Origin of the sequence: Flavobacterium sp. CG_9.1 (genome assembly GCF_015751645.1) — a bacterium.
GTDB classification, from domain to species: Bacteria; Bacteroidota; Bacteroidia; order Flavobacteriales; family Flavobacteriaceae; genus Flavobacterium; species Flavobacterium xanthum.
This window is the reverse complement of sequence record NZ_JADOVC010000010.1, coordinates 38560-63609: the sequence shown is the minus strand read 5'-3', so window position 1 is coordinate 63609 and position 25050 is coordinate 38560. Positions and strand designations below refer to the sequence as shown.

The 25050-nt window shown below is 33.7% G+C and carries 24 protein-coding genes and 1 riboswitch; of the genes, 4 read left to right on the top strand and 20 right to left on the bottom strand.

What is annotated here, in order from left to right:
* Positions 1–11 precede the first annotated feature (11 nt).
* The 4 genes from IWX83_RS07290 to IWX83_RS07275 are packed head-to-tail and all read right to left on the bottom strand — an operon-like array spanning position 12 to position 3142.
* Positions 12–1454 (bottom strand): DUF3570 domain-containing protein, encoded by a 1443-nt coding sequence (locus tag IWX83_RS07290; protein WP_196828713.1) that lies wholly within the window; start codon positions 1452–1454, stop codon positions 12–14.
* A gap of 43 nt (positions 1455–1497) precedes the next feature.
* Positions 1498–1710: a DUF4266 domain-containing protein gene (locus tag IWX83_RS07285; protein WP_196828711.1), complete on the bottom strand. Its 213-nt coding sequence runs from the start codon at positions 1708–1710 to the stop codon at positions 1498–1500.
* Positions 1711–1724: 14 nt separating this feature from the next.
* Positions 1725–2708, bottom strand: coding sequence for an FAD:protein FMN transferase (locus IWX83_RS07280; protein ID WP_196828709.1), 984 nt, complete (start codon positions 2706–2708; stop codon positions 1725–1727).
* Positions 2705–3142, bottom strand: a complete 438-nt coding sequence (locus tag IWX83_RS07275) for a thioredoxin family protein (RefSeq protein WP_196828707.1) — start codon at positions 3140–3142, stop codon at positions 2705–2707. The genes IWX83_RS07280 and IWX83_RS07275 overlap by 4 nt, the downstream gene beginning before the upstream one ends.
* Positions 3143–3304: 162 nt before the next feature.
* Here IWX83_RS07275 and IWX83_RS07270 point away from each other — a divergent pair, with 162 nt between their 5' ends.
* Positions 3305–5404 (top strand): LTA synthase family protein, encoded by a 2100-nt coding sequence (locus IWX83_RS07270; protein WP_196828705.1) that lies wholly within the window; start codon positions 3305–3307, stop codon positions 5402–5404.
* Between the two features lie 57 nt (positions 5405–5461).
* Here the strand turns inward: IWX83_RS07270 and IWX83_RS07265 are convergent, their stop codons facing one another.
* Positions 5462–6460, bottom strand: a complete 999-nt coding sequence (locus tag IWX83_RS07265; protein ID WP_073351267.1) for a zinc dependent phospholipase C family protein — start codon at positions 6458–6460, stop codon at positions 5462–5464.
* 98 nt (positions 6461–6558) lie between these two features.
* Between IWX83_RS07265 and IWX83_RS07260 the strand changes: the two genes are divergently transcribed.
* Positions 6559–7308, top strand: a complete 750-nt coding sequence (locus IWX83_RS07260) for a YoaK family protein (protein ID WP_196828703.1) — start codon at positions 6559–6561, stop codon at positions 7306–7308.
* Here IWX83_RS07260 and IWX83_RS07255 read toward each other — a convergent pair.
* From IWX83_RS07255 to IWX83_RS07185, 15 genes are all read right to left on the bottom strand, one after another.
* Complete coding sequence (locus tag IWX83_RS07255) at positions 7292–8269, bottom strand: YeiH family protein (protein ID WP_196828700.1); 978 nt, start codon at positions 8267–8269, stop codon at positions 7292–7294. The genes IWX83_RS07260 and IWX83_RS07255 overlap by 17 nt on opposite strands.
* A 75-nt stretch (positions 8270–8344) precedes the next feature.
* Entirely contained in the window at positions 8345–9241 is an 897-nt protein-coding gene (locus tag IWX83_RS07250; RefSeq protein ID WP_196828698.1) for a LysR family transcriptional regulator, read from the bottom strand.
* A 19-nt stretch (positions 9242–9260) separates the two neighbouring features.
* Positions 9261–11288 (bottom strand): hypothetical protein, encoded by a 2028-nt coding sequence (locus IWX83_RS07245; RefSeq protein ID WP_196828696.1) that lies wholly within the window; start codon positions 11286–11288, stop codon positions 9261–9263.
* A 72-nt stretch (positions 11289–11360) separates the two neighbouring features.
* Positions 11361–12107, bottom strand: coding sequence for a 3-oxoacyl-[acyl-carrier-protein] reductase (gene fabG, locus IWX83_RS07240; protein ID WP_196828684.1), 747 nt, complete (start codon positions 12105–12107; stop codon positions 11361–11363).
* Positions 12108–12293: 186 nt separating this feature from the next.
* Positions 12294–13616: a Na+/H+ antiporter NhaC family protein gene (locus tag IWX83_RS07235; protein ID WP_196828682.1), complete on the bottom strand. Its 1323-nt coding sequence runs from the start codon at positions 13614–13616 to the stop codon at positions 12294–12296.
* 54 nt (positions 13617–13670) lie between these two features.
* Positions 13671–13767: riboswitch (SAM-I-IV-variant riboswitch) on the bottom strand.
* Between the two features lie 124 nt (positions 13768–13891).
* Positions 13892–14314, bottom strand: a complete 423-nt coding sequence (locus tag IWX83_RS07230) for a hypothetical protein (protein WP_066077472.1) — start codon at positions 14312–14314, stop codon at positions 13892–13894.
* 219 nt (positions 14315–14533) lie between these two features.
* Positions 14534–15406: a succinate--CoA ligase subunit alpha gene (sucD, locus tag IWX83_RS07225; protein ID WP_035672307.1), complete on the bottom strand. Its 873-nt coding sequence runs from the start codon at positions 15404–15406 to the stop codon at positions 14534–14536.
* 94 nt (positions 15407–15500) lie between these two features.
* Positions 15501–15863, bottom strand: coding sequence for a hypothetical protein (locus IWX83_RS07220; RefSeq protein ID WP_073351280.1), 363 nt, complete (start codon positions 15861–15863; stop codon positions 15501–15503).
* Between the two features lies 1 nt (position 15864).
* Positions 15865–16794 (bottom strand): UDP-3-O-(3-hydroxymyristoyl)glucosamine N-acyltransferase, encoded by a 930-nt coding sequence (locus IWX83_RS07215; protein ID WP_196828680.1) that lies wholly within the window; start codon positions 16792–16794, stop codon positions 15865–15867.
* A gap of 69 nt (positions 16795–16863) precedes the next feature.
* Positions 16864–17430, bottom strand: a complete 567-nt coding sequence (gene efp / locus IWX83_RS07210; protein WP_113665730.1) for an elongation factor P — start codon at positions 17428–17430, stop codon at positions 16864–16866.
* A gap of 170 nt (positions 17431–17600) precedes the next feature.
* The gene (gene lpxA / locus IWX83_RS07205; RefSeq protein WP_073351284.1) at positions 17601–18386 is read right to left on the bottom strand and encodes an acyl-ACP--UDP-N-acetylglucosamine O-acyltransferase; all 786 of its coding nucleotides are present in this window, start codon (positions 18384–18386) and stop codon (positions 17601–17603) included.
* Between the two features lie 68 nt (positions 18387–18454).
* Complete coding sequence (locus tag IWX83_RS07200) at positions 18455–19843, bottom strand: bifunctional UDP-3-O-[3-hydroxymyristoyl] N-acetylglucosamine deacetylase/3-hydroxyacyl-ACP dehydratase (protein ID WP_073351340.1); 1389 nt, start codon at positions 19841–19843, stop codon at positions 18455–18457.
* Positions 19836–20879: a UDP-3-O-(3-hydroxymyristoyl)glucosamine N-acyltransferase gene (gene lpxD / locus IWX83_RS07195; RefSeq protein ID WP_196828679.1), complete on the bottom strand. Its 1044-nt coding sequence runs from the start codon at positions 20877–20879 to the stop codon at positions 19836–19838. The genes IWX83_RS07200 and lpxD overlap by 8 nt, the downstream gene beginning before the upstream one ends.
* Positions 20880–21010: 131 nt before the next feature.
* Positions 21011–22240 carry an HD domain-containing protein gene (locus tag IWX83_RS07190; RefSeq protein WP_196828677.1) on the bottom strand — a complete coding sequence of 410 codons (1230 nt, stop codon included), beginning with the start codon at positions 22238–22240 and terminating at the stop codon, positions 21011–21013.
* A gap of 120 nt (positions 22241–22360) precedes the next feature.
* Positions 22361–23155 (bottom strand): DUF1080 domain-containing protein, encoded by a 795-nt coding sequence (locus IWX83_RS07185; protein WP_196828675.1) that lies wholly within the window; start codon positions 23153–23155, stop codon positions 22361–22363.
* A 241-nt stretch (positions 23156–23396) separates the two neighbouring features.
* On the opposite strand from IWX83_RS07185, the gene IWX83_RS07180 reads away from it, so the two are divergent.
* The gene (locus tag IWX83_RS07180) at positions 23397–23894 is read left to right on the top strand and encodes a GbsR/MarR family transcriptional regulator (protein ID WP_196828673.1); all 498 of its coding nucleotides are present in this window, start codon (positions 23397–23399) and stop codon (positions 23892–23894) included.
* Positions 23895–23916: 22 nt separating this feature from the next.
* Positions 23917–25023, top strand: coding sequence for an efflux RND transporter periplasmic adaptor subunit (locus tag IWX83_RS07175; RefSeq protein ID WP_196828671.1), 1107 nt, complete (start codon positions 23917–23919; stop codon positions 25021–25023).
* Positions 25024–25050: the final 27 nt, after the last annotated feature.

Genomic DNA, 25050 nt, shown 5'->3' with positions numbered 1-25050 from the left:
AAATTTAAGCATTATTGCATTACAAACTTGAAACCAATTGTAGCAATATTAGCCTTAAGATTATCACTTCGTTCATAGTGATTGAATCTAAAATCAATGTTTTTCAAACCAAATTTCCATACTTTCGATGCTGTAAAAATATCTGTATAGTTGATACCAAAACCGTATTGATTAGCATCAAATGTGGCTAAATCCGCATCTGACGTATAAAATTTTTCTGTGGATAAATGTGTTTCGTACGGTGCGTAATATTTAGAAGCTATTTGTGTATAGTACCGATACATTGGAAAAACAGTAAACTTGTCTGATAATTTCACAGGAAGTTCAATAGTAGCGGTATGAGACTGAATGTTCCAGTTATCTGAGTAAAAACGATAATACGTTCTCAATAGGAAGTGTTCATTAATGTAATAATTTAAACGGGCTCCAATAGGAAGTTTGAAACGAGAATCTGGTAATCTTTCGATATCGTCTGCTAATTTGTAGACTCCAGCATTGCTTGTACTCTCATAATTATTAATGTATTGCGCTTGTCCAATGTAAAAATTAGCTTTGTCAGCTAAATAGATTCGGTGATATGGGGAAGACAATAATCCTTGTTGCTGCAATACATCAAAAAATACGGACACTTGTAATTTCTTAGATAAGACCTGAGAAAAACCTATGGATGCTGAGAAAGAGTTTCTATTCACTGCATTTATCGTTTGAAATGCTGATGGCAAATAATTGGCGGTAGATTGTCCATTTTGATCCAAAACCGTTACTCCATTAAAATAGCCTTGGTTTAAAAAGTTAGAACCATATTTAGAATATTCGTGCAATTCCGTTGGATAAATTGGTCTCCATTGATCCAAATATGCATTTACTTTCAAGCTTAATTCTGTATTTTTTTCATTAAAAAGACCGGCAATTCCGCCTCCAAACCCAACAGAAGTGTAATCATATTCATTTGAAAAAGAAACATCTGTATTCCATATAAAATTTCTGGAGTCACTACTATGGCCGTAATTAGCAACCACCGACACCAATTGATCACTTCTAGACGCACCAGATGAAGCTTGCCATGGCGTTCCAGAAGGACCTAAAGCCACTACTTTTCCACCCGCTACTCTATCATCATCGTCGCCACCTCCTCCAGCAGAAGCGCCAGTGGAATTAAATGGATTTATATTACTTGAAGAAGCTGATGAATAGGCTGATATTCCCAAATCAATAGTCAAAACATCATCATCATTTAATGGCATTGCCACCACAATATTTGAGGCTACATCTGTAAGTTTTTCAGATCCTACGCCGCCTGAGACAGCTGATCTTGAACCATTTTGATCGTAGTAACTGGTTAAAAAGTCAACTTCCGTACTTTCTAGCACTCTTTTTTTAAATACCGGGTCTTTATCTTGTGCAAAAGCAGCAGTAGTCAGTAAGATAAAAAAAGATAAAATTTTTATTTTCATTTTTTCAAGGATTCAAATTTACCATCTAAATACATGCTTTTAATTAGTTGCACCCGCAACCACCGCCAGATTTTCCTCCATTGGCTCCTGCAGCAGCTTCCCGATACACTTGAAAAGAAGTCTCATATCGTTCCGCGGTTCTCGCTGATAATTTCATATCAGGATCATTAATTTTTTCTTTCTCGTATTCTTTTACGGAACTGCAGGACTGTAAAATCAATGCTGTAAAAAACACAAAGGCTATTTTATTTATCATCTTCACTTTTTTATTTAGTTATATTTTTGAACATCAATACCATTGGAGGAATGAATCTTGCCTTTATCATCTACAATAATACATTCAACACCTTTAATTTGATTTACTAAATCCAACCCGACATCCACCCCCAGCACAAAAATTCCAGTTGCTAAAGCATCTGCGATTTCAGTTTTTTTAGCAAAAACGGATACACTTACTACTCCTGTAGCTGGATAACCTGTTCTGGGATCGATAATATGAGAATAGCGAATGCCATTAAAAATAACGTACTTCTCATAACTACCTGATGTTTCCACGGCACTATCTTCGATGGGAAAAGTTGCAAATATTTTATTTTTGTTCAAAGGATTTACTATTCCAATATTCCAAGATTTGCCATCTGGTTGTTTTCCCCAGGCATTAATATCTCCTGAAACATTTACAATTCCAGCTGTACAGCCTTTTGAGAATAACAAATCCTTTATTTTGTCAGCAATAAATCCCTGTCCTATTCCGCCTAAGCCTAGCTTCATTCCCGCTGATTTTAGAAAAATAGTCTGTTCTTTTTTATTTAAAATAATATTTTTGTATCCAATTTTTGCAACTGATTTTTTTATGGCTTCCTCCGTCGGCATTGTTTTCATGCTACCGTCAAATTTCCATATTTTATCCATGGAAGCGTACGAAATATCAAATGCACCCTTTGTAATTTGAGAAATTTTGATGGAACGTTCTACTAAATCAAAAACTTCTGCATCTACTTTTACAGGTTTTATTCCTGCATTTCTATTTACGTCAGAAATTTGTGTAGTGGGAATCCAATCAGAAATTAAATTCTCGATACGTTTTACTTCGGCTACAGCCAAATCAATATATTCATTAGCTTTTATAGTGTCGGTAGCAACAGCGGTTACCTCAAAAGGACTTCCTAACATTGACAACTTTCGCTTATGCGCAATTTGTGCATTAGCTACTATTATTGCTAACAAAAAACCTATACAGAGTGTTTTTCTCATTTGATTTCAAAAGAATGAATGAGTTGAATGTATTGCTCTGGACTTGTGTTCTTATATCCTGTTATCCCTAATACCCTGCCCGTTTTATCTAAAAGAAGTACCAGTGGGAAATTTCCGGATTTATTATATTCCGAAGCCAATTTTCTATTGCTACTTGTTACTTCAGCGGCTAACAAATTTGCTTTTTTCTTTGGAAAATCAGCTTTGTACAAGACCCATTTTTGATCGGCTTCCTTTTTAAATTCTTCAGATTGCCAGATTGTTTTATCTAATTTAATACAAGGTGCACACCAATCAGATCCGGAAAACACAAGTATAATATTTTTATTTTCTGCAATAGCTTGCGATTTTGCTTCTTCAAAACTAGATTTCCAGTTTTGGGAATAGCCCATTGTCCCTATGAAAAGAAACAAAATCAATATATTTTTTTTCATTGTAATTGCATTTTAAATTCCTAGTAAAATTATTGCTTTTATTTTGTTTTGGAATATGCTAAATTCTATCTTAAGTCAATATTAATTTATAGTAAAAAATTAAGCTATTCTTAAAAATTATGTTTAAAAATTAATTATATTTTTACATAAAAATATATATACATGAATTTATCAAAAAAAGTCTCTCCATTCTATTACTTACTCCTTTTTTACAGTACCGTTAGTTTTTGTTTAAGAATAATTCTATTTTTTCATCCTATAACTCAAGCTACCTTTTCTTGGGTGGATACCGTATCCTTATTTGTATTTGGCTTTTTATCTGACTTTTTTGTTTTTGTGCTAGTAAGCGGCTTCTTATGGCTGTACCTTATTTTTATATCTAATTCCAAATATTTTAAACCTTATGGCTACTTAATCCTTGGATTATTAGTTGCACTAGTGCTTTATATTTCCTTTGGAAACACGGTGCTCAATGAATATGGAAGTGCTTTGCCAAAAATCGTAATTGCCTTTCTTTCGATAAAAACAATTTTATTTGCATCGCTTCTTTTTTTACCTAAATATCGGAGCCAAATTCGGTACTGGCTATTTTCCTTTGTGATCTTTTTATATGTGGTTTTAATTTTACAAAATGGCATCAGTGAATACTTTTTCTGGAATGAATTTGGAGTGAAGTACAATTTTATAGCCGTAAATTATCTCATTTACACGAATGAAGTTATTGGAAATATTATGGAATCATATCCAGTTATCCCCATATTTTCAGCACTATTCATCATTGCTGGTCTAGTAACCTATATTATTGTAAAAAAATCGAAAGTTTATATCGAAAGCATTCCTGCTTTCGTTGAAAAAATGAAAATTTCAGGAATTTATTTCCTTCTTTTTGGATTGTCTCTTTTTGCCATTCCAGCTTTATCGGTAAAGGAAAATTCTCAAAATATTTTTGCAAATGAATTGCAAGCGAACGGAATTTATAAGTTCTATTTGGCATTTATGAATAGTGAGCTAGACTATTTTAAATTTTATAAAACCGTTCCAAGTGCTGATGCCTATGCACAATTAAAGCAACAGATTCCACAAATCTCTGGAGAAACAACCTTGAGACAAATTCAAAGTGAAGCTGCCGAAAATCATAAGAATGTGGTTTTGATAACAATCGAAAGTTACAGTGCGGAATTTATGAAAATGTATGGAAACGAGAAAAAAATCACTCCTTTTCTAGATAGCTTGGCAACAAAAAGTTTGGTTTTTACGAATCTTTACGCAGTAGGAAACAGAACAGTGCGTGGCCTTGAAGCGGTTACACTATGTTTTCCTCCTACAGCAGGCGAAAGTGTTGTAAAAAGGAAAGACAATAAAAATAAATTCTCAACTGGAGCTATATTTAAAGAAAAAGGATATGCCGTCAAATTCATGTATGGAGGCGATGCTTTCTTTGATAATATGGAAGATTTTTTCGCAGGAAATCAATACGATATTGTAGATAAAAAGACGTTTGCACCAAACGAAATTACTTTCGATAATATTTGGGGAGTTTGTGATGAAGATATGTACAATAAAGCTATTGGGATTATGAATAAAGAGGCTTCTACTAACAAGCCATTTTTTAATCATATTATGACGGTGAGTAACCACAGACCCTTTACTTACCCCAATGGAAAAATTGATATTCCCGGCGATGCAAAATCGCGAGATGGTGGTGTAAAATATACTGATTTTGCCATCAAAAAATTCTTTGAAATGGCTAAAAAACAGCCTTGGTTCACGAATACTGTATTTGTCATTTTAGCAGATCATTGTGCTTCGAGTGCTGGTAAAACAGAACTTCCTGCAGATAAATACAGAATTCCTGCTATGATTTTTAGTCCTGGATTTGTAGCACCTCAAAACTACACTAATTTAATGTCACAAATTGATGTTATGCCAACCGTTTTAGGGCTATTAAACTTTAAATACCAAAGTAAATTTTATGGTCAAGATGTGTTAAAACCAGATTATAAACCTAGAGCCTTGATTGCCACATACCAGGATTTAGGATTGATAAAAGACAATATTTTAACGGTTATTTCACCTAAAAAAAGCGTCAAACAGTTTCAGCTAGCATTGAAACCAAACCAGACAGTACCGTTGGATTTCCAAATATTCTACGAACAAACGCCATTGAAAAAAGAAAGAACAGATTTAGTAAACGAAACTGTTTCATACTATCAAACTGCCTCCGATATATTGAAAAATAAGAAGTATCAAAAAATTAATTAGCATAAAAAAACGGGTGAGATATAAGTCTCACCCGTTTTTTAATTAGAAAAGTAGCATTTATTCTTTTTCATTTATTAAACCAAAGAGACTTCCCTTTTCAAAGGTTTTCAAATCTTTTTTTAGATTTTTGCTGTTGCGTTTTGTAAGTTCAGTAGCATCGAGATTGCTTAAGTCTGGTTTTCCAGCATTGACCCAAGCCGTATACCAAAAACTTGCTGTTGCTGTAATCGCTTTCTTCATTTGTTGTTCCACCATCCCGTTTAAATCTGTATGCAATTTACCTGCATACTCATCAGAATATAACATTCCACCATATTTGTTTTTCACAATAGTTCCAGCGGCATCCGTTACGTACATTTTGTTTTCAGGAGTTGCAGTTCTTAGTTTTTTATCGGTAGCCAATAAAGGTTCCACTAAACTGTGGGTGTCAAAAATGATATCCCAAGTAGCCTTCTCCACATTTTCTAAATATTTCCCTTGCGCTACATTCAATTTATAGTTTTTTACAAACAATTCAGGCAAACGACTTTCCCATAAAGAATGAATTCCTTTTTGGTTGGTATTTTGTCCATCATGATTGTCTGAAGTATGCAATGGCATGTGTGCATCTGCAATATAGTGACCTAAATCACCCGCGATGAAAAGGATTTCATTTTTTCTTTTATCTTTAAAAGCTTTAGTTAATTTGGCCATCATATCTTGAATGTGCCAAGGTAAGATTCCATTTTTAGTCAAAAACTTTTCATCATATTTAGACTTTGCTTCTTCCATAGTTTTAGGAAAAGTCTCTACTGCACCAAAATTCTCCATATCAAAATAATGACGTGGCGGCTCCATTTTGTCGTTTAAGACGTTCCTTCTTAAATCTGGAACAGTAGATGCTTGTGTGATGTAATCAATGTGATTGTAAAAAAAAGTTTGCAATGGTTTTGGCAATGCCATTACAGCTGCTCTGTTAATTCGTTCATGACCGATAACTCCCCATGACAAAAGAAGAAAGGCAACGCCAAGTGCAGATAAAGCAATAAACGTAGGTCTAATTTTAAAATTTTTCATTAAATTTATTTTTTTTGAAAGACAAATGTATTTCTTTAATTCGTTATTAGAAAAAAAAGGATTTAAGATTGTGTTAATTAAAAAAGAAAACTACAACTATGTTTCGACATCAAGGAAAAAATAGAACTTTTGTTCACAATCTTCGTTTGGCTACTCTATTATCATTTGTAGCTGGAATTGTAAATATTACGGGAGTTTTATCCATTCAAACTTTAACTACTAATGTTACGGGACATTTCGCCTATTTTGCCGAAGAGATTATGAAACGGGATTACGTAGCCGCAATTACTTTTTTCGTATTCACTATTTTCTTTTTATTAGGTGCCTTTACCTCTAATTTTTTAGCAGAACTAATTTCAAAAAAACATCCAAATCTATCTCATGTACTGCCCATTTCTATAGAAATGATTGTTTTGATTGCGGTTGGTATTTTTGGAACCCAAACATCCCTATCGAGTTTGGAAGGAAAATGGATAGCTTTTTCGATGCTTTTCGCCATGGGAATACAAAACTCTTTAGTGACAAAAATTTCACAATCTATAGTTCGAACTACCCATCTAACCGGGCTTTTTACAGACTTAGGAATTGAACTGTCTCAATTGTTTTTTTATAAAAAACCAGAGGAAAAGAAAAAATTAAAAATAAGTATCTATCTTCGGCTATCCATCATCATTTTCTTTTTTATTGGCTGTTTTTCAGGTGGTTTTCTCTATAATACACTGAAAATGAAAACACTTTTTATTGCTGCTACTTTTTTATTAATTGCTCTTATGTATGATTATATCCGACTGCAATTTCATGTGATCAAAAGAAAAACATTTCATCATAAAACTATTTTAGATAAATAATTGCAACTAATGTAGCGATGGCAATGCATATCCATAGCAAAACCCCTTGTGCTAACGTTTTTAGTCCTACCGCTTTTAAGATAGCTCCATTTAATCCGGCTCCAATTAGAAATAACGTCATTGTTAAACCAATTTTAGCAATTGAAACAAAATAGGGCGTAATAATCTGCATTTGTGGCAAATAAGTAGTAGAAAGCATAGCCAAAATAAATAATCCTATAAAGTAAGGAATTTTAATTTTCTTTGTATTATTTTTAAAAATAAAGGAAGTGATCAACGCTACGGGAACAATCCATAGCGCCCGTGCTAATTTTACTGTTGTGGCTATCTGCAAGGCTTCTGCACCATATTTACTCGCTGCTCCTACCACAGAACTGGTGTCATGTATGGCAATTGCACACCACAAGCCGAACTCTTGTTGAGATAAACCCAACCACTGCCCTACTGCTGGAAAAACAAAAAGTGCTACTGAATTCAGAATAAATATGACTCCCAAAGCGACAGACGTTTCTTTTTCATTGGATTTGATTACGGGAGCGATTGCTGCAATTGCACTACCGCCACAAATTGCAGTACCACATGAAATTAAATGAGATGTTTTCTTCTCGATTTTGAGACATTTTCCTAAAAAGGTTCCTAAAACCAAAGTTGTGAAAATAGAAATCACGGTAAACAAAAAACCTTCTTTTCCTGCCGAAACAGCACTGTGAATATTCATACCAAATCCCAAACCCACTACTGAAAATTGCAACAAATAATTAGTCGCTTTATGATTTAAATTTAAAAATGGATGTCCAAAAAGATTGGCGACTACTAATCCTAATACTAAGGCTATAGGCGGAGAGACAAAAATTGTTGTACAAAATAATAGCAACACAACAAAAATGAGTTGCTGCAATTTGGCATTTACTTTAAAAAAAATAAAAGGTTGTTTTTGAATTTCTTTATGATGCGTTTCCATTGTAAAGTAATTGAATTATTACGGTACAAAGGTGCTTAGATAAAACAATTTATCCCAATCGTAAATTGTAATCTACTATAACTTTAAATTATAATGATTTGAAATGTTTTGTATAAACAAATCCGAAAGCGAATCTGTTTTTCCTTGCAAGGTGATGATATAAAAGAAACGTTCAATTATCAGTTCTTTAATATTTAATATTGCCAATTCATTACTTTGAAGTTCTTTTTTTATCGCATGAATCGATATAAAAGCTACACAATCAGAATTTATTAAATAAGATTTTATACTTTCAGTACTGCCTAATTGCATTTCAATTTGCAATTCGGATATTTTAATTTCAAATGGTTTCAACGCATGTTCAATAACTTCAAGTGTTCCTGAACCTCGTTCTCGCATTAAAAAACGCATCCTTTTTAAATCTTTTTGCGTCACTTCATTACGTTTGCTCAAAGGATTGGAACTGTTACAAACTAAAACCAATTCATCTTTTAAAAACGCGGCATATTTAATAGACTTATTTTTAGATTGTCCTTCTACAATTCCAATTTCAATTTCTTGTTTCAATAGAGCGTTTTCAATTTGTTCTGTATTTCCGTTCAGTAAACTCACTTTTATATCTTGTAACTTTTGATGAAAACGAGCTAATAGTGGTGGGATTATATACTGAGAGATTGTTGTACTGGCGCCTATTCGCAACAATCCCGAACGTTGATTAATCAGTGTACTCATGTCAAAATCTATTTCGCGGTACACTTCAAAAATACTTTTGGTATGTTGTAACAATACTTCCCCAGCAGTTGTTAAGGAGATTTTTGATCCACTTCGATCAAAAAGTTTAATCTTATAGTGTTCTTCTAACTCTTGAATGTGCTTTGAAATAGCTGGTTGCGAAATAAACAATTCCGCTGCTGCTTTTGTAAAACTCAAACGATTGGCAACCGTATAAAAAACTTTTAGTCTAAAATCCATGTTATTTTCTCGTATTTACTTAAAGCAATCCATTGTATTTTCGAACAAACCACTCTGTAGCAAGTAAAATGGAGATCAATATTAATAACCAAACCCAGTCAATCAAAGGTGTCTTGGTTACACTATTTTTCTGTATTGCTTTGTAATCCTCGTTTTCCAAAAGTGTTTTTATTAAACCATTTATTTGGTCTGGAAAATATACCTTGCCCTCCGTTTGCGATGCTAATTGCGTCAATTTGGCTACATCAGGATTGATAAATTGCTTTTCGATATCAAAATCAAGAATTTCAAAACTGCTGGAGTAAGTCGTTCCAGAATTTAATTCTTTTACTGAAAAGGAATAAGAACCCGATTTTAATCTATCCAGATTCACTTTATAGGAGTTGTTTCCTTTCAATAAATCGTAGTTCGTCGTTTGTTTCGTTTTAGTATTAGTAACAGCAATTGTCAATCTCGCTTTTTCGTCAAATTCATAGTTTTTATTAAAATATTGAGCTGTAATTTCGATTGCTTCGCCTGAGTTGTAAAAACTTTCATGTTCCACTACCAATGATTTTTTGGAGTTATTAGAAGCTAAAAATTGAACAACCTTATCTATGAAAAGATCGTATTTCTCAAATGATTGTGTATCTACATGTGTTTGTAAACGCCATTTCCAACTATTTTCACCCAAAAGATAAGCAACTCGTTTGCCTTGATTTTCTGCAAAAGCGAGCAAAGGCGCGTTCGTCTCGATTGTTCTAATTTTAGATGAAAGTAAAACTGAGATTGCTCCCTTTGTAGTAACGGTACCAAAAGCATTTTGTAAAGGCGTGAAATTTTCAAACCCAATATTCTCCACTGCAAACAAGTTAAATTGCTTATTAAAAACGGATAAATAATCCTCTTTTTGTCCGCTCATTTTAAAGTCTAAATTATCCTGTTGCTGATTTAAAAAATTAAAATCTGTATTGTTACCAGTAATAATAAACGTATTGATTCCAGCCATTTTACTATTCTCAAAAATAGTTTTGAATTCAGCAGTAGGTTGGTAAAAAATAAGAATAGTATAATCTTGTACTGATTTGATATCATTAGGCTTAACAATTTTCACTTTGCGTTGTACATTAGATTCAATTGCTCTTTTTAATGCTCCTAAATCAGGATGGCTGATTGCCGAAACGAGTGCAATAGAAGTCTTTTGATCCAGTACTTCAACGGCAAAATTCTTCGTATTATTATACTTGTTCTTTTCCTGTTCTTTGGATGAAATAGTAGCTTTAAAAAGCTGTAATCCTATTTTATCAGCGGGCAAGAGCAGGCTAACTGTTTCCGTTTTTTTAGAAGCTGAAAAAGCAATCGGTTGTTTGCTATAGACTGCTTTTCCTTGCGAAATAATAAAATCAGCCGTTATGCTTTTAGTTCCAGAATAGTGTAAAAAAGCTTCTACAGGAAACTTGTTCTTATGAAAAGCATATTTATTCACGTTCAATTGATTGATTTTGAAATCTAAAAAAGTAGTCGTATCTCCTACTACAAGGGGATATACTTTATTTGTAGCATCAAAACTATACACATAATCATTACCTGAAGTTTGGTTTCCATCGGTAATCAAAACCGTTGGATAACTAGTATTTTTATAGATACTTTTTAAATTTTTGGAGACAGCATCTATATTGGTTTGCGTTCCTTTAAAGTCAAGTGTGGTTGCAGGTTCAAAATCATCTGAAAATCGATACAATTGCACGTCAAATTTTTCTTGTAACGCCGAGTTTGCTTCTAATTTTTTATACAATTCCACTGCTTTTTCATTCGCATTTAAAAACGAAACTGAGCCGGAGTTATCCACTACAATGGGTAGAGGCGTTTTTACGGTTTCAAGGGTGTTTTTAGTTAATGTTGGATTAATCAATAACAGTAAAATTCCAAAAATGGATAAAAAACGTAAAAAAGCCAAAAACCAACCGACTTTCGATTTGTTTTTGGCTTTGTAGATATATTGAAAATAGGATAAACCACCTGCTATTAATAAAGAAAAAAGTAATAATAGTATGGTGGTTGTGGTCATATTTTGGTCGTATTCAAAAATCAATTTAGGTTCTCAGAATGGTATCCTGAAAACTAAATACCAATTCTTATTTTAAGTAAGCATTCCGCCACAAACGTTCATAACTTGTCCTGTTACATAGGCACTCATATCAGAGGCAAAGAAAAGACACGCATTAGCAACATCTTCCGTTGTTCCACCGCGTTTCAAAGGGATTCCATCTCTCCATCCTTTGACCACATCTTCATTTAATTTAGCCGTCATTTCCGTTTCTATAAATCCTGGAGCAATTGCATTGCAACGAATATTACGAGAACCTAATTCTAATGCTACTGATTTTGTAAATCCAATAACGCCTGCTTTTGATGCCGCATAATTAGTTTGTCCTGCATTTCCTTTCACTCCTACCACAGAACTCATATTGATAATAGAACCAGACCGTTGTTTTAGGAATGTACGTTGAATGGCTTTAGTCATATTAAAAACCGACTTCAAATTCACATCAATTACTTGATCAAAATCAGCTTCTGACATACGCATCAATAGGTTGTCTTTAGTAATTCCAGCGTTATTTATTAAAATATCAACTGTTCCAAATTCAGCTATAACGGCGTCAACAAGCGTTTGCGCTTCGTTAAAATCCGCCGCATTTGATTGGTAGCCTTTTGCTTTGATCCCAAGAGCATTCAATTCATTCTCTAAAGCCATCGCTGATTCTACTGATGAACTATAAGTAAATGCAACATTTGCACCTTGTTTTGCAAAAACTTCTGCAATTCCCTTTCCAATTCCGCGACTTGCTCCTGTGATAATGGCAACTTTTCCTTCTAGTAATTTCATAATCAAAAATTAATTTATTTTTTATTTTGAGCTATTCCTGCTATTCATTGCAATCTTTTCTATTTTTAAAGAAAAAATAGAAAAGGATTTCCATTGCTATCAGGGCTAAAAACGACTTGCCAAATATATACTTTTTCCTTTCTTAAAAAAAATTTCGCTTTCAATAACAATCATAAAATTTCCTTTTTAGATGTGAAAAAATCGTTTGACCAGTTTATCCCAAAAGGAACTATAAATAGCGACTAACGTAAAGACGAGTAAAAATAAATGATACCAAGCATTACTAATCAAATCAAAAAAATCTAATTTTCCATTTGCAAAACTTAATATTAGTAATACTTGCGCACCATAAGGTAAAATCCCTTGTACAATGCACGAAAAAATATCTAAAATTGCTGCTGTTTTTTTTGAACTTAAATCATACTCATCATTAATTTCTTTTGCAATAGGACCTGTAATTACAATGGAAACGGTGTTATTGGCGATAGCCAAATTAGCAAAGCCTACCAAAGCTCCAATTCCAGCTTGTGCTGATTTTTTATTTTTAATTCGTTTTTTGATTTGGACCAACAGATAAGTAATTCCGCCTGCTTTGTCAACTAGAGCAGCAAGTCCGCCAGTAAGCATCGAAAGCAAAAAGATGTCGGTCATACTCGTAAAACCTTCATAGATCTTTTGAGTGAATTCCATTATTGTAAAAGAACCTCCAACATACCCAATAATGCCCGCTAATAACGTTCCTATAATTAATGTAGAAAAAACATTAACACCTACAACCGCTAAAACAATGACCAATAAATAAGGTACAATTGCAATCCATGAAAAATCATTTTTTGCAATAGCTACAGTAACAATATCAGAGTTTAACCCCAAGTAAAAGAAAACTAGAATAGTAAATAGTGCTGCTGGAAAGGCAATAAACAAATTCACCTTGAATTTATCTTTTAATTCACATCCTAAGGACTGAGTAGCTGCAATAGTAGTGTCAGAGATCATGGATAAATTATCCCCAAGCATCGAACCGCCTAATAAAGCACCCGATATCAATGGTAGAGAAGCGCCACTTTTATCAGCAAGTGAAACCGCTATTGGTCCAATAGCTACAATAGCGCCAACTGAAGTTCCTGTTGCTGTTGATAAAAACGCAGCAATCAAGAAAATTCCTAGTGGAAAATAAGCCACGTCAATCGTGTTGATTCCAAGATTCACTACCGCATCAACGCCGCCCATAGCTTTACTCACCACTGCAAAAGCACCCGCAAGTAAATAAATCAAGCACATGGTCATAATTTTGCTTTCGCCACAACCTGCTATCAAGGTCTCCACTTTGTCTTCAGTTGATGATTTGTATAATAAAAAAGCGGCTATTATACCAATGAGAACTGCTACTGGGGACGGAAAAGCATAAAAATCATTCAAGACAATTCCTGCTCCTAAAAATGTAAAAATAAATACAAACAACGGAATCAACGCAAAGGGATTTCCGGTTTCTTTTGAAAATAGAGTCATAAAAATAATTTAAAATTAAAAGTTATGACGAAAAATAAAGCTACTAATGGGAATGTAAACAACATTTTTTCCAAAGGATTTGGCTTATCGTTTTAGCACCTTGCTTGTTGCTGCAGGTTGCTATCCTATTACAGGATTCGTGATAACGGGTGCAAAAGTAATTAATAATTCATGAAATGTTTTGAATTTCATCCAAAAATATTTTAAAACAAAAAAAGCGCCACATTAATATGTAACGCTTCCATATAAAATACTTAAAAACAGTTGTTCACTTTTTAAAAAGCTACATTCCATTTAGGCAATCTTCCGTTTTCGTCTAAGAAGTTTTGTAAAACTTGTCCTTCTACAAAAGTTGGAATTACTTTGGTCTTGTCATTAAATGTTTCGTACCAAACCACTTCTAGCGTGCTTATATCTTCAATTTTCATTTGCGCTGGCCAAGAATACTTTCTTCCTGTTTTTGCAAATTGGTGTCCTTCTACAATTTTTTCTTGAAGACCACCATTTTTAATTTTCAAAGTTCCGTTATTTTGAACGGTACCAGTAGAACCAACCATTATTAACTCTTTTTCATCCCCTACTGAGTATACTAAAAATACTCCAGATCCTTCTGAAGCATTGCATACTTCTGCAAGACTATCTTCTGCAGTAAATGAAAACTGATTGGTAACTTTGAATTTTTTTAATTCTTTGTACATATTATTTTATTTTTATTTGAAATGACTTCGACAAAAAAATACCCCACAAAATCGTGAGGCCCATTAGAAACCATTCGTTTGTATTTACTTTTATTAGTATTGAATCTGAAAAAAACAAATCCATTTAATAAAGTGCAAAGATATTTCTTTAATTGAATTTATAATAAAAAAGCCCCACAAATTGCGAGGCTTTTTAGAATATTTAATTGGAGTATTAGATTAACCTAAAACTTCTTTTACTTTTTTACCAATTTCTGCTGGTGAATCCACTACGTGAATTCCACATTCTCTCATGATTTGTTTCTTAGCTTCTGCAGTGTCATCTGAACCACCAACAATTGCACCTGCATGTCCCATTGTACGTCCTGGAGGAGCGGTAACTCCTGCAATGAATCCTACAACTGGTTTACGGTTACCATCAGCTTTGATCCAATGAGCAGCATCAGCTTCTAATTGTCCACCAATTTCACCTATCATTACGATACATTCTGTTTCTGGATCGTTCATCAATAATTCAACTGCTTCTTTTGTAGTTGTTCCAATAATTGGGTCTCCACCAATACCAATTGCAGTAGTGATTCCTAATCCTTGTTTTACTACTTGGTCAGCCGCTTCGTACGTTAATGTTCCCGATTTAGAAACAATACCTACAGTTCCTTTTTTGAAAACAAAACCTGGCATGATACCAACTTTAGCTTCACCCGGAGTGATTATTCCAGGGCAGTTTGGACCTATTAATCTTGCGTTTCTTTCTTTAACATAACTATTTGCTTTTATCATGTCAGCAACAGGAATTCCTTCAGTAATTGCAATAATTACTTTTATACCTGCATCTGCAGCTTCCATTATTGCATCAGCAGCAAAAGCTGGCGGTACAAAAATGATAGTTGTATCAGCTCCTGCTTGTTCTACAGCATCTTTTACAGTATTAAAAACGGGTCTATCTAAGTGAGTAGTCCCACCTTTTCCTGGAGTTACACCACCAACAACGTTAGTACCGTACTCAATCATTTGAGAAGCATGGAAAGTTCCTTCGCTTCCTGTAAAACCTTGAACAATTATTTTGGAATCTTTATTAACTAAAACACTCATGATATATTTTTTATGTAGTTTTTAAAATGGTTATGCAAAAGTATAAAATAGTAAGCACTAATCCATATTCAGTATTCAGTTTTTTGACACTAAATTAGGATAATTGGCTCATTTGATAGCCTCGAAATAATTTATTGTCTTTTATTTGCCAAATAACTATAAAATGTGCCAATAACATTTCTTCTCTTGGGTTCTCAATCGTTTTCACAAAATGAGAATAACGTACCGAAATCAAATCATTTTCACCAATAAGATGGCTTATACGAACCTTAGAACGGACATAAGCTTTACTTAAATCATTGGACAAATTTAATAACGAATCATAATTAAGTTCCACAAATCCTGTACTACTATTCCATTCCACGATTACCTCTGGATGCAAAAAATCTTTGATAACTTCACGATCAATTAAAGCATCCGATTTATAAAATTTCTGAACAATTTCTTTAGCAGACATATTATTTTAGTTTATTTAGAATTTCGGGTATCTTTTTGATATTAGCCAGTTGTTTCAATTTTTCTCTTGATTCTTCAATTGGAGTACCAAAATAAGACTTTCCGCCTTCAACGGATTTTGTCACTCCAGTTTGACCCAAAATAATTGCCTTAGCTCCTATAGTAATACCGCTAGTGGTTCCTACTTGTCCCCAAATCGTTACTTCATCTTCAATAATCACACAACCTGCTATTCCAGTTTGAGAGGCGATTAAACATTTTTTTCCAATAACAGTATCATGACCCACATGTACTTGATTGTCAATTTTTGTGCCTTCGCCAATTGTTGTGTCACCAGTTACACCTTTGTCAATAGTACAAAGTGCTCCAATACCCACATTATCTTTGATTACCACGCGACCACCGGAAAGTAATTGATCATAACCTTCAGGCCGCTTTTTATAGTAAAAAGCATCTGCGCCTAGAATCGTTCCTGCATGAATCATTACATTATCGCCAATTACGGTATAATCATAAATAGAAACATTAGAATGAATTAAGCAATTCTTGCCAATAACAACATGATTTCCAATAAATGTATTTGGCTGTATCACAGTTCCTTCACCTACTGAAGATGAAGTTGCTATTGAAACATTTGAAAATTGAAAAGGCCTGAAATAATTCGTCAATTTATTAAAATCTCTAAAAGGATCTTCTGATACCAGTAACGCTTTTCCTTCGGGACACGCGACATTTTTGTTAATCAAAACTATGGACGCAGCAGAATTTAATGCCTTGTCATAATATTTTGGATGATCCACAAAAACAATATCGCCAAATTCGACAACATGAATTTCATTCATTCCTAAAACAGGAAAATTGGCATTACCTACATATTCGCAGCCAATGATACTTGCAATTTCTTCTAAGGTATACGCTTTTTGGAATTTCATTTATTTAGTATTCAGTGTTCAGTAATCAGTGTCCAGTATATGTGATTACTGAACACTGACCACTGCAAACTATTCTTTTACTCGTTCCATGTAAGAACCGGATGCAGTATCAATTTTAATTTTATCTCCTTCATTGATAAACAAAGGAACATTTACAGTTGCACCCGTTTCAACAGTCGCTGATTTAGTTGCATTTGTAGCTGTATTTCCTTTAATTCCTGGTTCAGCATAAGTCACTTCAAGAATAACAGATGCAGGCATATCCACAGAAAGTGGTAAGTCAGTCTCTGTATTGATACTTACCATTACGTTTTCTCCTTCTTTTAGCAAATCTGGTGAGTCTAAAATATTTTTGTTCAATGTAATTTGTTCGAAAGTCTCTGTGTTCATAAAATGAAAATCATCCCCTTCTGGATACAAAAATTGAAATTTGTGATTTTCTACTCTAACTTCTTCTATTTTATGTCCAGCAGAAAAGGTATTGTCTAATACTTTCCCATTAGTTAAACTTCTCAGTTTGGTTCTAACGAAAGCGGGTCCTTTTCCAGGTTTAACATGAAGAAATTCAATAATTTTGTAAATGTCATTGTTGTATTTGATACACAATCCGTTTTTAATATCTGATGTAGATGCCATTGTTATTTATGATTTATTTTTCCCATCCATACCCTCCCCGAGGGGGAGGGAGCTAAGACTAGAAATTTGTTAATTATTTATTTTCTGCTATTTAATTTTGTACTATCATTTTTTTTATCAAAATAATTCCATTTCGACTCTCTTTCCTTCGGGGAGAGCTGGGGAGGGGATTAATAATTTCCAGAATATCCTTTCATTACTCCTCTTGATGAATTTCTGATAAAATCAATAATTTCATCTCGTTCAGGTGTTGCTTCCATTTCAGCTTCAATAATCCCCAAAGCTTGCGTAACGTTGTAATTTTTTTGATATAAAATTCTGTAAATATCTTGAATTTCTCTGATTTTTTCAGATGTAAAGCCTCTCCTTCTCAATCCAACCGAATTAATTCCAACATAGGACAATGGTTCTTTTGCTGCTTTTGTGTACGGTGGAACATCTTTTCTTAGCAAAGACCCTCCTGAAATCATCGCATGGTCTCCCACACTGATAAATTGATGAACTGCTGATAAACCTCCAACAATAGCATAATTACCAATAGTTACGTGTCCTCCTAGAAGAACCCCATTAACAATAATAGCATTATTTCCTACGTGACAATCATGAGCAATGTGCGCTGTAGCCATAATTAAACAGTTGTCGCCAATTACAGTTTGTCCTGATGCAATTGTCCCTCTATTGATAGTAACGCACTCTCTGATTGTACAATTGTCCCCAATAATCACAAGCGAATCTTCTCCTCCAAACTTTAAATCTTGCGGAACAGCGGAGATAACTGCTCCTGGGAATATATTACAATTTTTTCCAATTCTTGCACCTTCCATAATCGTAACATTGGATCCTATCCAAGTACCGTCTCCAATGACAACGTTGTTATGAATAGTTGTAAAGGGTTCTATTACGACATTTTTGGCGATTTTAGCACCGGGATGAACATAGGCTAAGGGTTGATTCATTTTATTTTGTTTAACCGTTTAACTGTTTAAGCGATTGATCGAATAATCGATAATCAAATCAACAAAAATTATTGTTTTTTAGCAATCTGAGCCATTAATTCCGCTTCAGCAACTAGTTTTCCGTTTGCATAAGCATTTGCTTGCATGTGACAAATCCCTCTTCTGATAGGCGTTATCAAATCACATTTAAAAATTAAGGTGTCACCGGGTAATACTTTATGTTTGAATTTGACATTGTCAATTTTCATAAAATAAGTCAAATAATTTTCAGGATCCGGAACTGTGCTTAAAACTAAAATTCCTCCTGTTTGTGCCATGGCCTCTACTATTAAAACGCCTGGCATAACTGGTGCTTCTGGAAAATGACCTACAAAGAAATTTTCATTCATGGTAACATTTTTCATCCCTACAACATGGCTCTCAGACATTTCAATGATTCTATCAATCAATAAAAAGGGTGGTCTGTGAGGCAATACCGCCATAATTTTATGAATATCCATTAATGGCTCTAGATTCAAGTCATAAACGGGAACATAATTTCTCTGTTCTATTTTTATAATTTTTGCCATTTTTTTGGCAAATTGTGTATTTACAAAATGTCCTGGTTTATTAGCAATAACTTTTCCTTGTATTTTAGTACCTATTAAAGCTAAATCACCCACTACATCAAGCAGTTTGTGTCTTGCTGCTTCATTTGGATAATGCAAAGTAAGATTGTCTAAAATTCCATTAGGTTTTACGTTAATAGTTTCTTTTCCAAACGCAACTTTCAAGTTTTCCATTGTTGCCTCCGAAATTTCTTTATCAACATAGACTATTGCATTGTTCAAATCGCCTCCTTTTATCAATCCGTTTTCTAAAAGGGATTCTAATTCATGCAAAAAACTAAAAGTTCTGGATTCTGCTATTTCAGTTTTGAAATCAGCAATACTTTTCATGTTTGCATTTTGGGTACCTAAAATTTTAGTTCCAAAATCAACCATGGCAGTTACACAATAATGATCACTTGGCATCACTAAAATTTCACTTCCTGAAGCTTCGTCAGTGAATGAAATAACCTCTTTCACTACGTAAACTTTTCTTTTGGCATTTTGTTCTTCAAATCCTGCTTTTTCAAGTGCTTCAACAAAATATTTAGAAGAACCATCCATTATAGGCAGTTCCGAAGCGTTCAATTCGATAATTATGTTGTCTAAATCACAACCAATCAGTGCTGCTAAAACATGTTCTGGAGTTTGAATTTTAACACCCAGTTTTTCTAAATTAGTCCCTCTTTGGGTGTTTACTACATAATTTGCATCTGCTTCGATAATAGGATGTCCTTCCAGATCTACTCGAACAAAAGTAAAACCATTATTCACCGGAGCAGGTTTAAAAGTCATTTTAACTTCTTTACCGGTATGTAGTCCAACTCCAGTTAGCGAGATCTCTGTCGTGATGGTCTTCTGTTTAACCATTGTTTCCATTTTTTTGGTTTAATATTTGTTTCTTTAATTCTTTTATTTCGGCAACAATTTTAGGTAAATTCTTAAAATGAACATACGATTTGCTAAAATCGTTGTATCCAAATGCCGGACTTCCTTGCAAAATTTCGTTGTCTTTTATATTTCTTCCGACGCCAGCTTGCGCCTGAATTCGGACATTATTCCCAATGGTCAGATGACCTGAAATTCCTACTTGACCACCGATTAATCCATTTTTTCCAATTTTAGTAGAACCTGCAACGCCTGTTTGAGCAGCAATCACTGTATTCTCCCCTATTTCAACATTATGGGCTATCTGAATTTGATTATCAAGTTTTACTCCATTTCTAATAATAGTAGAACCCATCGTGGCTCTATCAATAGTAGTACAAGAGCCTATATCAACGTTATCTTCAATGATTACATTACCAATTTGAGGAATCTTTGTATAAGTTCCGTCTGGATTAGGCGCAAAGCCAAAACCGTCCGAACCAATGATAGCTCCTGAATGAATCGTGCAATTGTTACCAATTACAGTTTCCGAATATATTTTTGCACCAGCGAATAAAACTACATTATTACCAACTATAACATTGTCTCCCAGAAAACAATTCGGATAAATTTTTACATTTTCACCTAAAACAACATTTTGTCCTACATAACTAAAACTGCCTAAATATAGATTATCGCCATATTTTGCACTTTGCGAAAGAAAGGAAGGTTGCTCAATTCCACTTTTATTAAGCTTAACTTGATTGTAAAATTCCAACAGTTTAGAAAACGCTCCGTATGCATCTGCCACTTTTATCAATGTAGTGGTTACAGGCGACTCTGGCACAAAAGAATCATTCACGATGGTTACTGATGCTTTTGTGGAATATATATAATTGAGGTATTTAGGGTTTGACAAAAAAGTCAACGAACCTTCAACACCCTCCTCAATTTTTGACAATCTAAAAACTTCCACCATCGGATTACCAACAACTTCTCCTTCTAAAATCCCTGCTATTTGTTCTGCTGTAAATTTCATCTTATCTGATTGTATTTCTTATAGGAATAAGATGGATCTCACTATGTAATGTCCTGATGGTATTAAAAAAAAATGTGTTAGCTCGTTTCATTGCGACAAAAATATAAAAAAATAGATTTTAAATGGCGTTTTTATAACAGTTGTTTTGGGAAACAGATATAATACTTGGTCACTAATTTAGATAATGATTTTAAATTCAGCTGATCAGATGATTCAATTACGTCCTCAATTGTGCTATCTTTTTTCAAAATTCGTATTGGTTCCGCTTCTTTGCTATAGGCTTGGTTTTTTATTTTGCCTTTAAAAATAAAATAATTGGTTTCCAATAATGAAATATTATTTTCCACTGAAAAACGTTCTTTCAATGGGTGTAATTCTTCAATCGCTACTTTTTCACTAGTTAGCTTTATTTTTAATAAATCTCGGTTTACTATCATTTTACTCAAAGAGGACAATATAAAATCATCGTGCTTTTGCCAAGATTTTAATGCTCCAATGATATCAAAATCATCTAATTGAGCAAATAAATCTAAAGTTTCAGCATCAAAATTTTCAATAGTGACTTTATTTTGCATAAAAAAGAGCAGCGGTTCACTGCAAGGTAATTGCACTCCTTTTAACGTTAATTCTTTGGCACGTTTTAAGATTTTCATCAAAATTAACTCTGCTACTAAACTCGTTTTGTGTAAATACGCTTGCCAATACATTAATCTTCTGGACATTAAGAATTTCTCAACAGAATAAATTCCTTTTTCTTCAATCACCAAATAATCGTCCACAACATTCATCATTTGGATCAATCGCTCTGAGTTGACATTTCCTTCTGCCACTCCTGAATAGAAACTGTCGCGTTTCAAATAATCCATGCGATCCATATCCAACTGACTCGAAATCAACTGCAACATGAATTTTCTGTTGTATTCGCCTTTAAAAACCTGAATAGCTAGACTTAATTGACCATTGAATTCCACATTCAATTGGTTCATGAATAATAGTGATATTTCTTCATGATGTACATCTTCAACAATGCTTTTTTCCATCGCGTGCGAAAAAGGGCCATGCCCTATATCGTGCAATAAAATCGCAATGTACAATGCATTTTCTTCTTCGGGAGAAATTGCAACTCCTTTGAAACGCAATACATCGACTGCTTTTTGCATCAAATGCATACAACCTAAAGCATGATGAAAACGGGTATGATTGGCACCAGGATATACTAAATACGATAATCCCATTTGGGAAATTCGACGCAAACGTTGAAAATAGGGATGCTGAACTAAATCGTAGATTAAGGCATTTGGAATGGTAATAAACCCATAAATAGGATCATTGAATATTTTCAGCTTATTGATTTGACTCACTATAACTTTATTTTAAGGTCAACAAATATAAGTAATTTAGATTTCAAAACAGAAATGTTCCTTGTTCTTGATTTACAGCAAAAAAAACGGAGCGTTTGTAGCGCTCCGTTGGTTTACTTTTTAAAGTTTTCTAATCCAAATATTTCTGAATTGATTTTTAGAATCATGATCTTGAAGTGAGATAACATCGTCGCCATGAGACGACGGATAATTGTGTAAACCGATGTATAGTGTCAAACCGTTTATGGTCGTGTTGTTTTGTACTAAAACACCATTTAAAAATACGGTGATTCTAGCTGGAGAATCAATTTTTCCATCCGCTTTGAATCGCGGGGCTGTATAAATTACATCATAAGCATTCCATTCTAATGGTGTTTTTACGGCATTTACTAATGGTGGATGATCTTTATAAATACTTCCCGCTTGTCCGTTGCTGTAGGTTCTATTATTGTAGGAATCCAATATTTGTAATTCATATCTGTTTTGGAAAAACACACCACTGTTTCCTCTTGCCTGTCCGCCATCTAAAACTACATCCGGTGCGCTCCATTCCAGGTGCAACTGGCAATCACCAAAAGCCATTTTAGTTTGAATAGCTCCTGAACCCGGAACAACCTCCATATAATCTTTGTCAACAATTTTCCACGGTGCAGGTTTACTGGCATCTTTTTGACTTGCCCATTGATCCAGGTTTTTACCGTCAAATAAAATAATTGCATCCGAAGGTGCATTTCCAAGCATTTTACCTGGAGTAATCACTTTTACTTCTGGTTCCCAAATTTCAGTCATTTCGGGTTTCATTTGCATTGGCGAAACCTCCGGAGGGGTGTTCACATATTTATGTTGTGCCATAGCGGCCGTTGCAGAAAATAACGCAATCAGTAGCAAAGAGTTCTTAAAGGTTTTAGATTTCATAGTTAAATTCATTTGGTTTAATAAAGTATATATATTTGGCAATTGTTCTCTTTTCAATATTAAGCAATTTTTTTTCACGAACTACTTTTTAAATTAAATATAACTAATTGAGGGTTAAACTTTAGATTTTTATTCGAAAGAAAATAAATGCTATAGAAATCGTTTTCTTAAAAATTAACATAATTTTAAGTTCGTTTAGTTCGGTAAATTACGAACTAACTTTACTTTTGCAAAAAAAATCATGGCAACAATCCAAAAAGAAAGAGAAGAACTCATCGAAATGTTCGGAATTCATTTTGAGTTATTATACAATTTACCGCCATTAGGTTCCAGAATTCTTGGTTTATTAATAGTAGATGGTTGTAAGACCGGATTAACATTTGAAGAGGTAGTCGAAAAAATGGGTGCCAGTAAAAGCTCAATTTCTACGAACTTGAATCTACTTCTAAAGATGGATAAAATAAATTACTACACTGTATGTGGTGATCGTAAAAAATATTTTAAACCGTCTCCATTCAGTGAAAGACTTTCTAATTATATCAAAATCCTTGATTTTGAAAAAAAAATAATAGACAAATTAATCACGTACCGTGAGCAAACTATTTCTTGTAAAGAAGAACAATGCAATATGGAAAATGTAAAAGCCTACAAAGCCCATGTTTGCGAAGTAGAGGAGCTTTTGATCAAAACGATAGATAAATTCAAAGAAATAGAAATCAATAATAGCAAAAATAATTAATCAATTTTAGTAAATAGTCCGAATGAAAAAGAAATATTTTATAAGTGCAATCGTGTTATCAATAAGTTTGCTCTCCTGCAAAAAAGAAACCGCTCCAACGGCTCCTCCAGTTATGTCCTACAAAGTAGTCGAAATAGGAACTTCAAATACTACTTTATTAGCGGAATATCCTGCCAGTTTAGAAGGAGTTACAGACATCGATATTCGTGCAAAAGTAGATGGATATATTGAAAAAATATATGTAAAAGAAGGCCAAGAAGTAAAAAAAGGGCAATTACTTTTTAAATTAGAGACACAAACAGCAACCCAAGAGGCTGCTGCGGCAAAAGCAAAAGTTGCTGCGGCTCAAGTGGAGGTAAATCGTCTAATCCCTTTGGTAGAGCGCAACATTATTAGTGATGTGCAATTAGAAACTGCAAAAGCAAACTTAGCTAGCGCCAAAAGTACTTTTCAAAGTATCATTGCCAGAATTAATTATGCTACTATAAAAAGTCCTGTTAACGGAATTGTAGGGACATTGCCATTACGCCTTGGAAGTTATGTAAGCAGCCAGACTGTTGAACCCTTAACGCGAGTTTCTGATGTGAGTACCATCTATGCTTATTTTTCAGTAAATGAAAAAGAACAATTGGATATCATGATGAATGCGGAAGGAAAGTCATTTCAAGAAAAAATAAACAAAATGGAGGCGGTGAATTTAGTTTTGAGCAATGGTATGCCTTACGAACAAAAGGGTAAAATTGAAACTTTTAGCGGTCAAGCCAATGTACAAACAGGATCATTTAATGTAAGAGCACGTTTTGCAAACGGGAACAAATTGTTGCGTTCAGGAGAAAGTGGAACAATACAGATTCCTACTGATTTAGAAGATGTTATTATTATCCCTCAAAACGCCACATTAGAATTACAAGACAAGCGAATTGCACTTGTTGTGGATAAAAATAACAAAGTGCAAGCAGTTCCAATTGTAGTTCGACCAGTTCCTGGAGGCAAATTTTTTGTAGTGGATAGCGGATTAAATATAAACGATAAAATACTTGTTGAAGGAGTTGGGATTGTAACTGAAGGAACCCTCATTACCCCTGAAGTTGTTGATTTTAAAACTATAATCAACCCTACAACAAAATAATTCACACACTAACTATTGAATAAATAA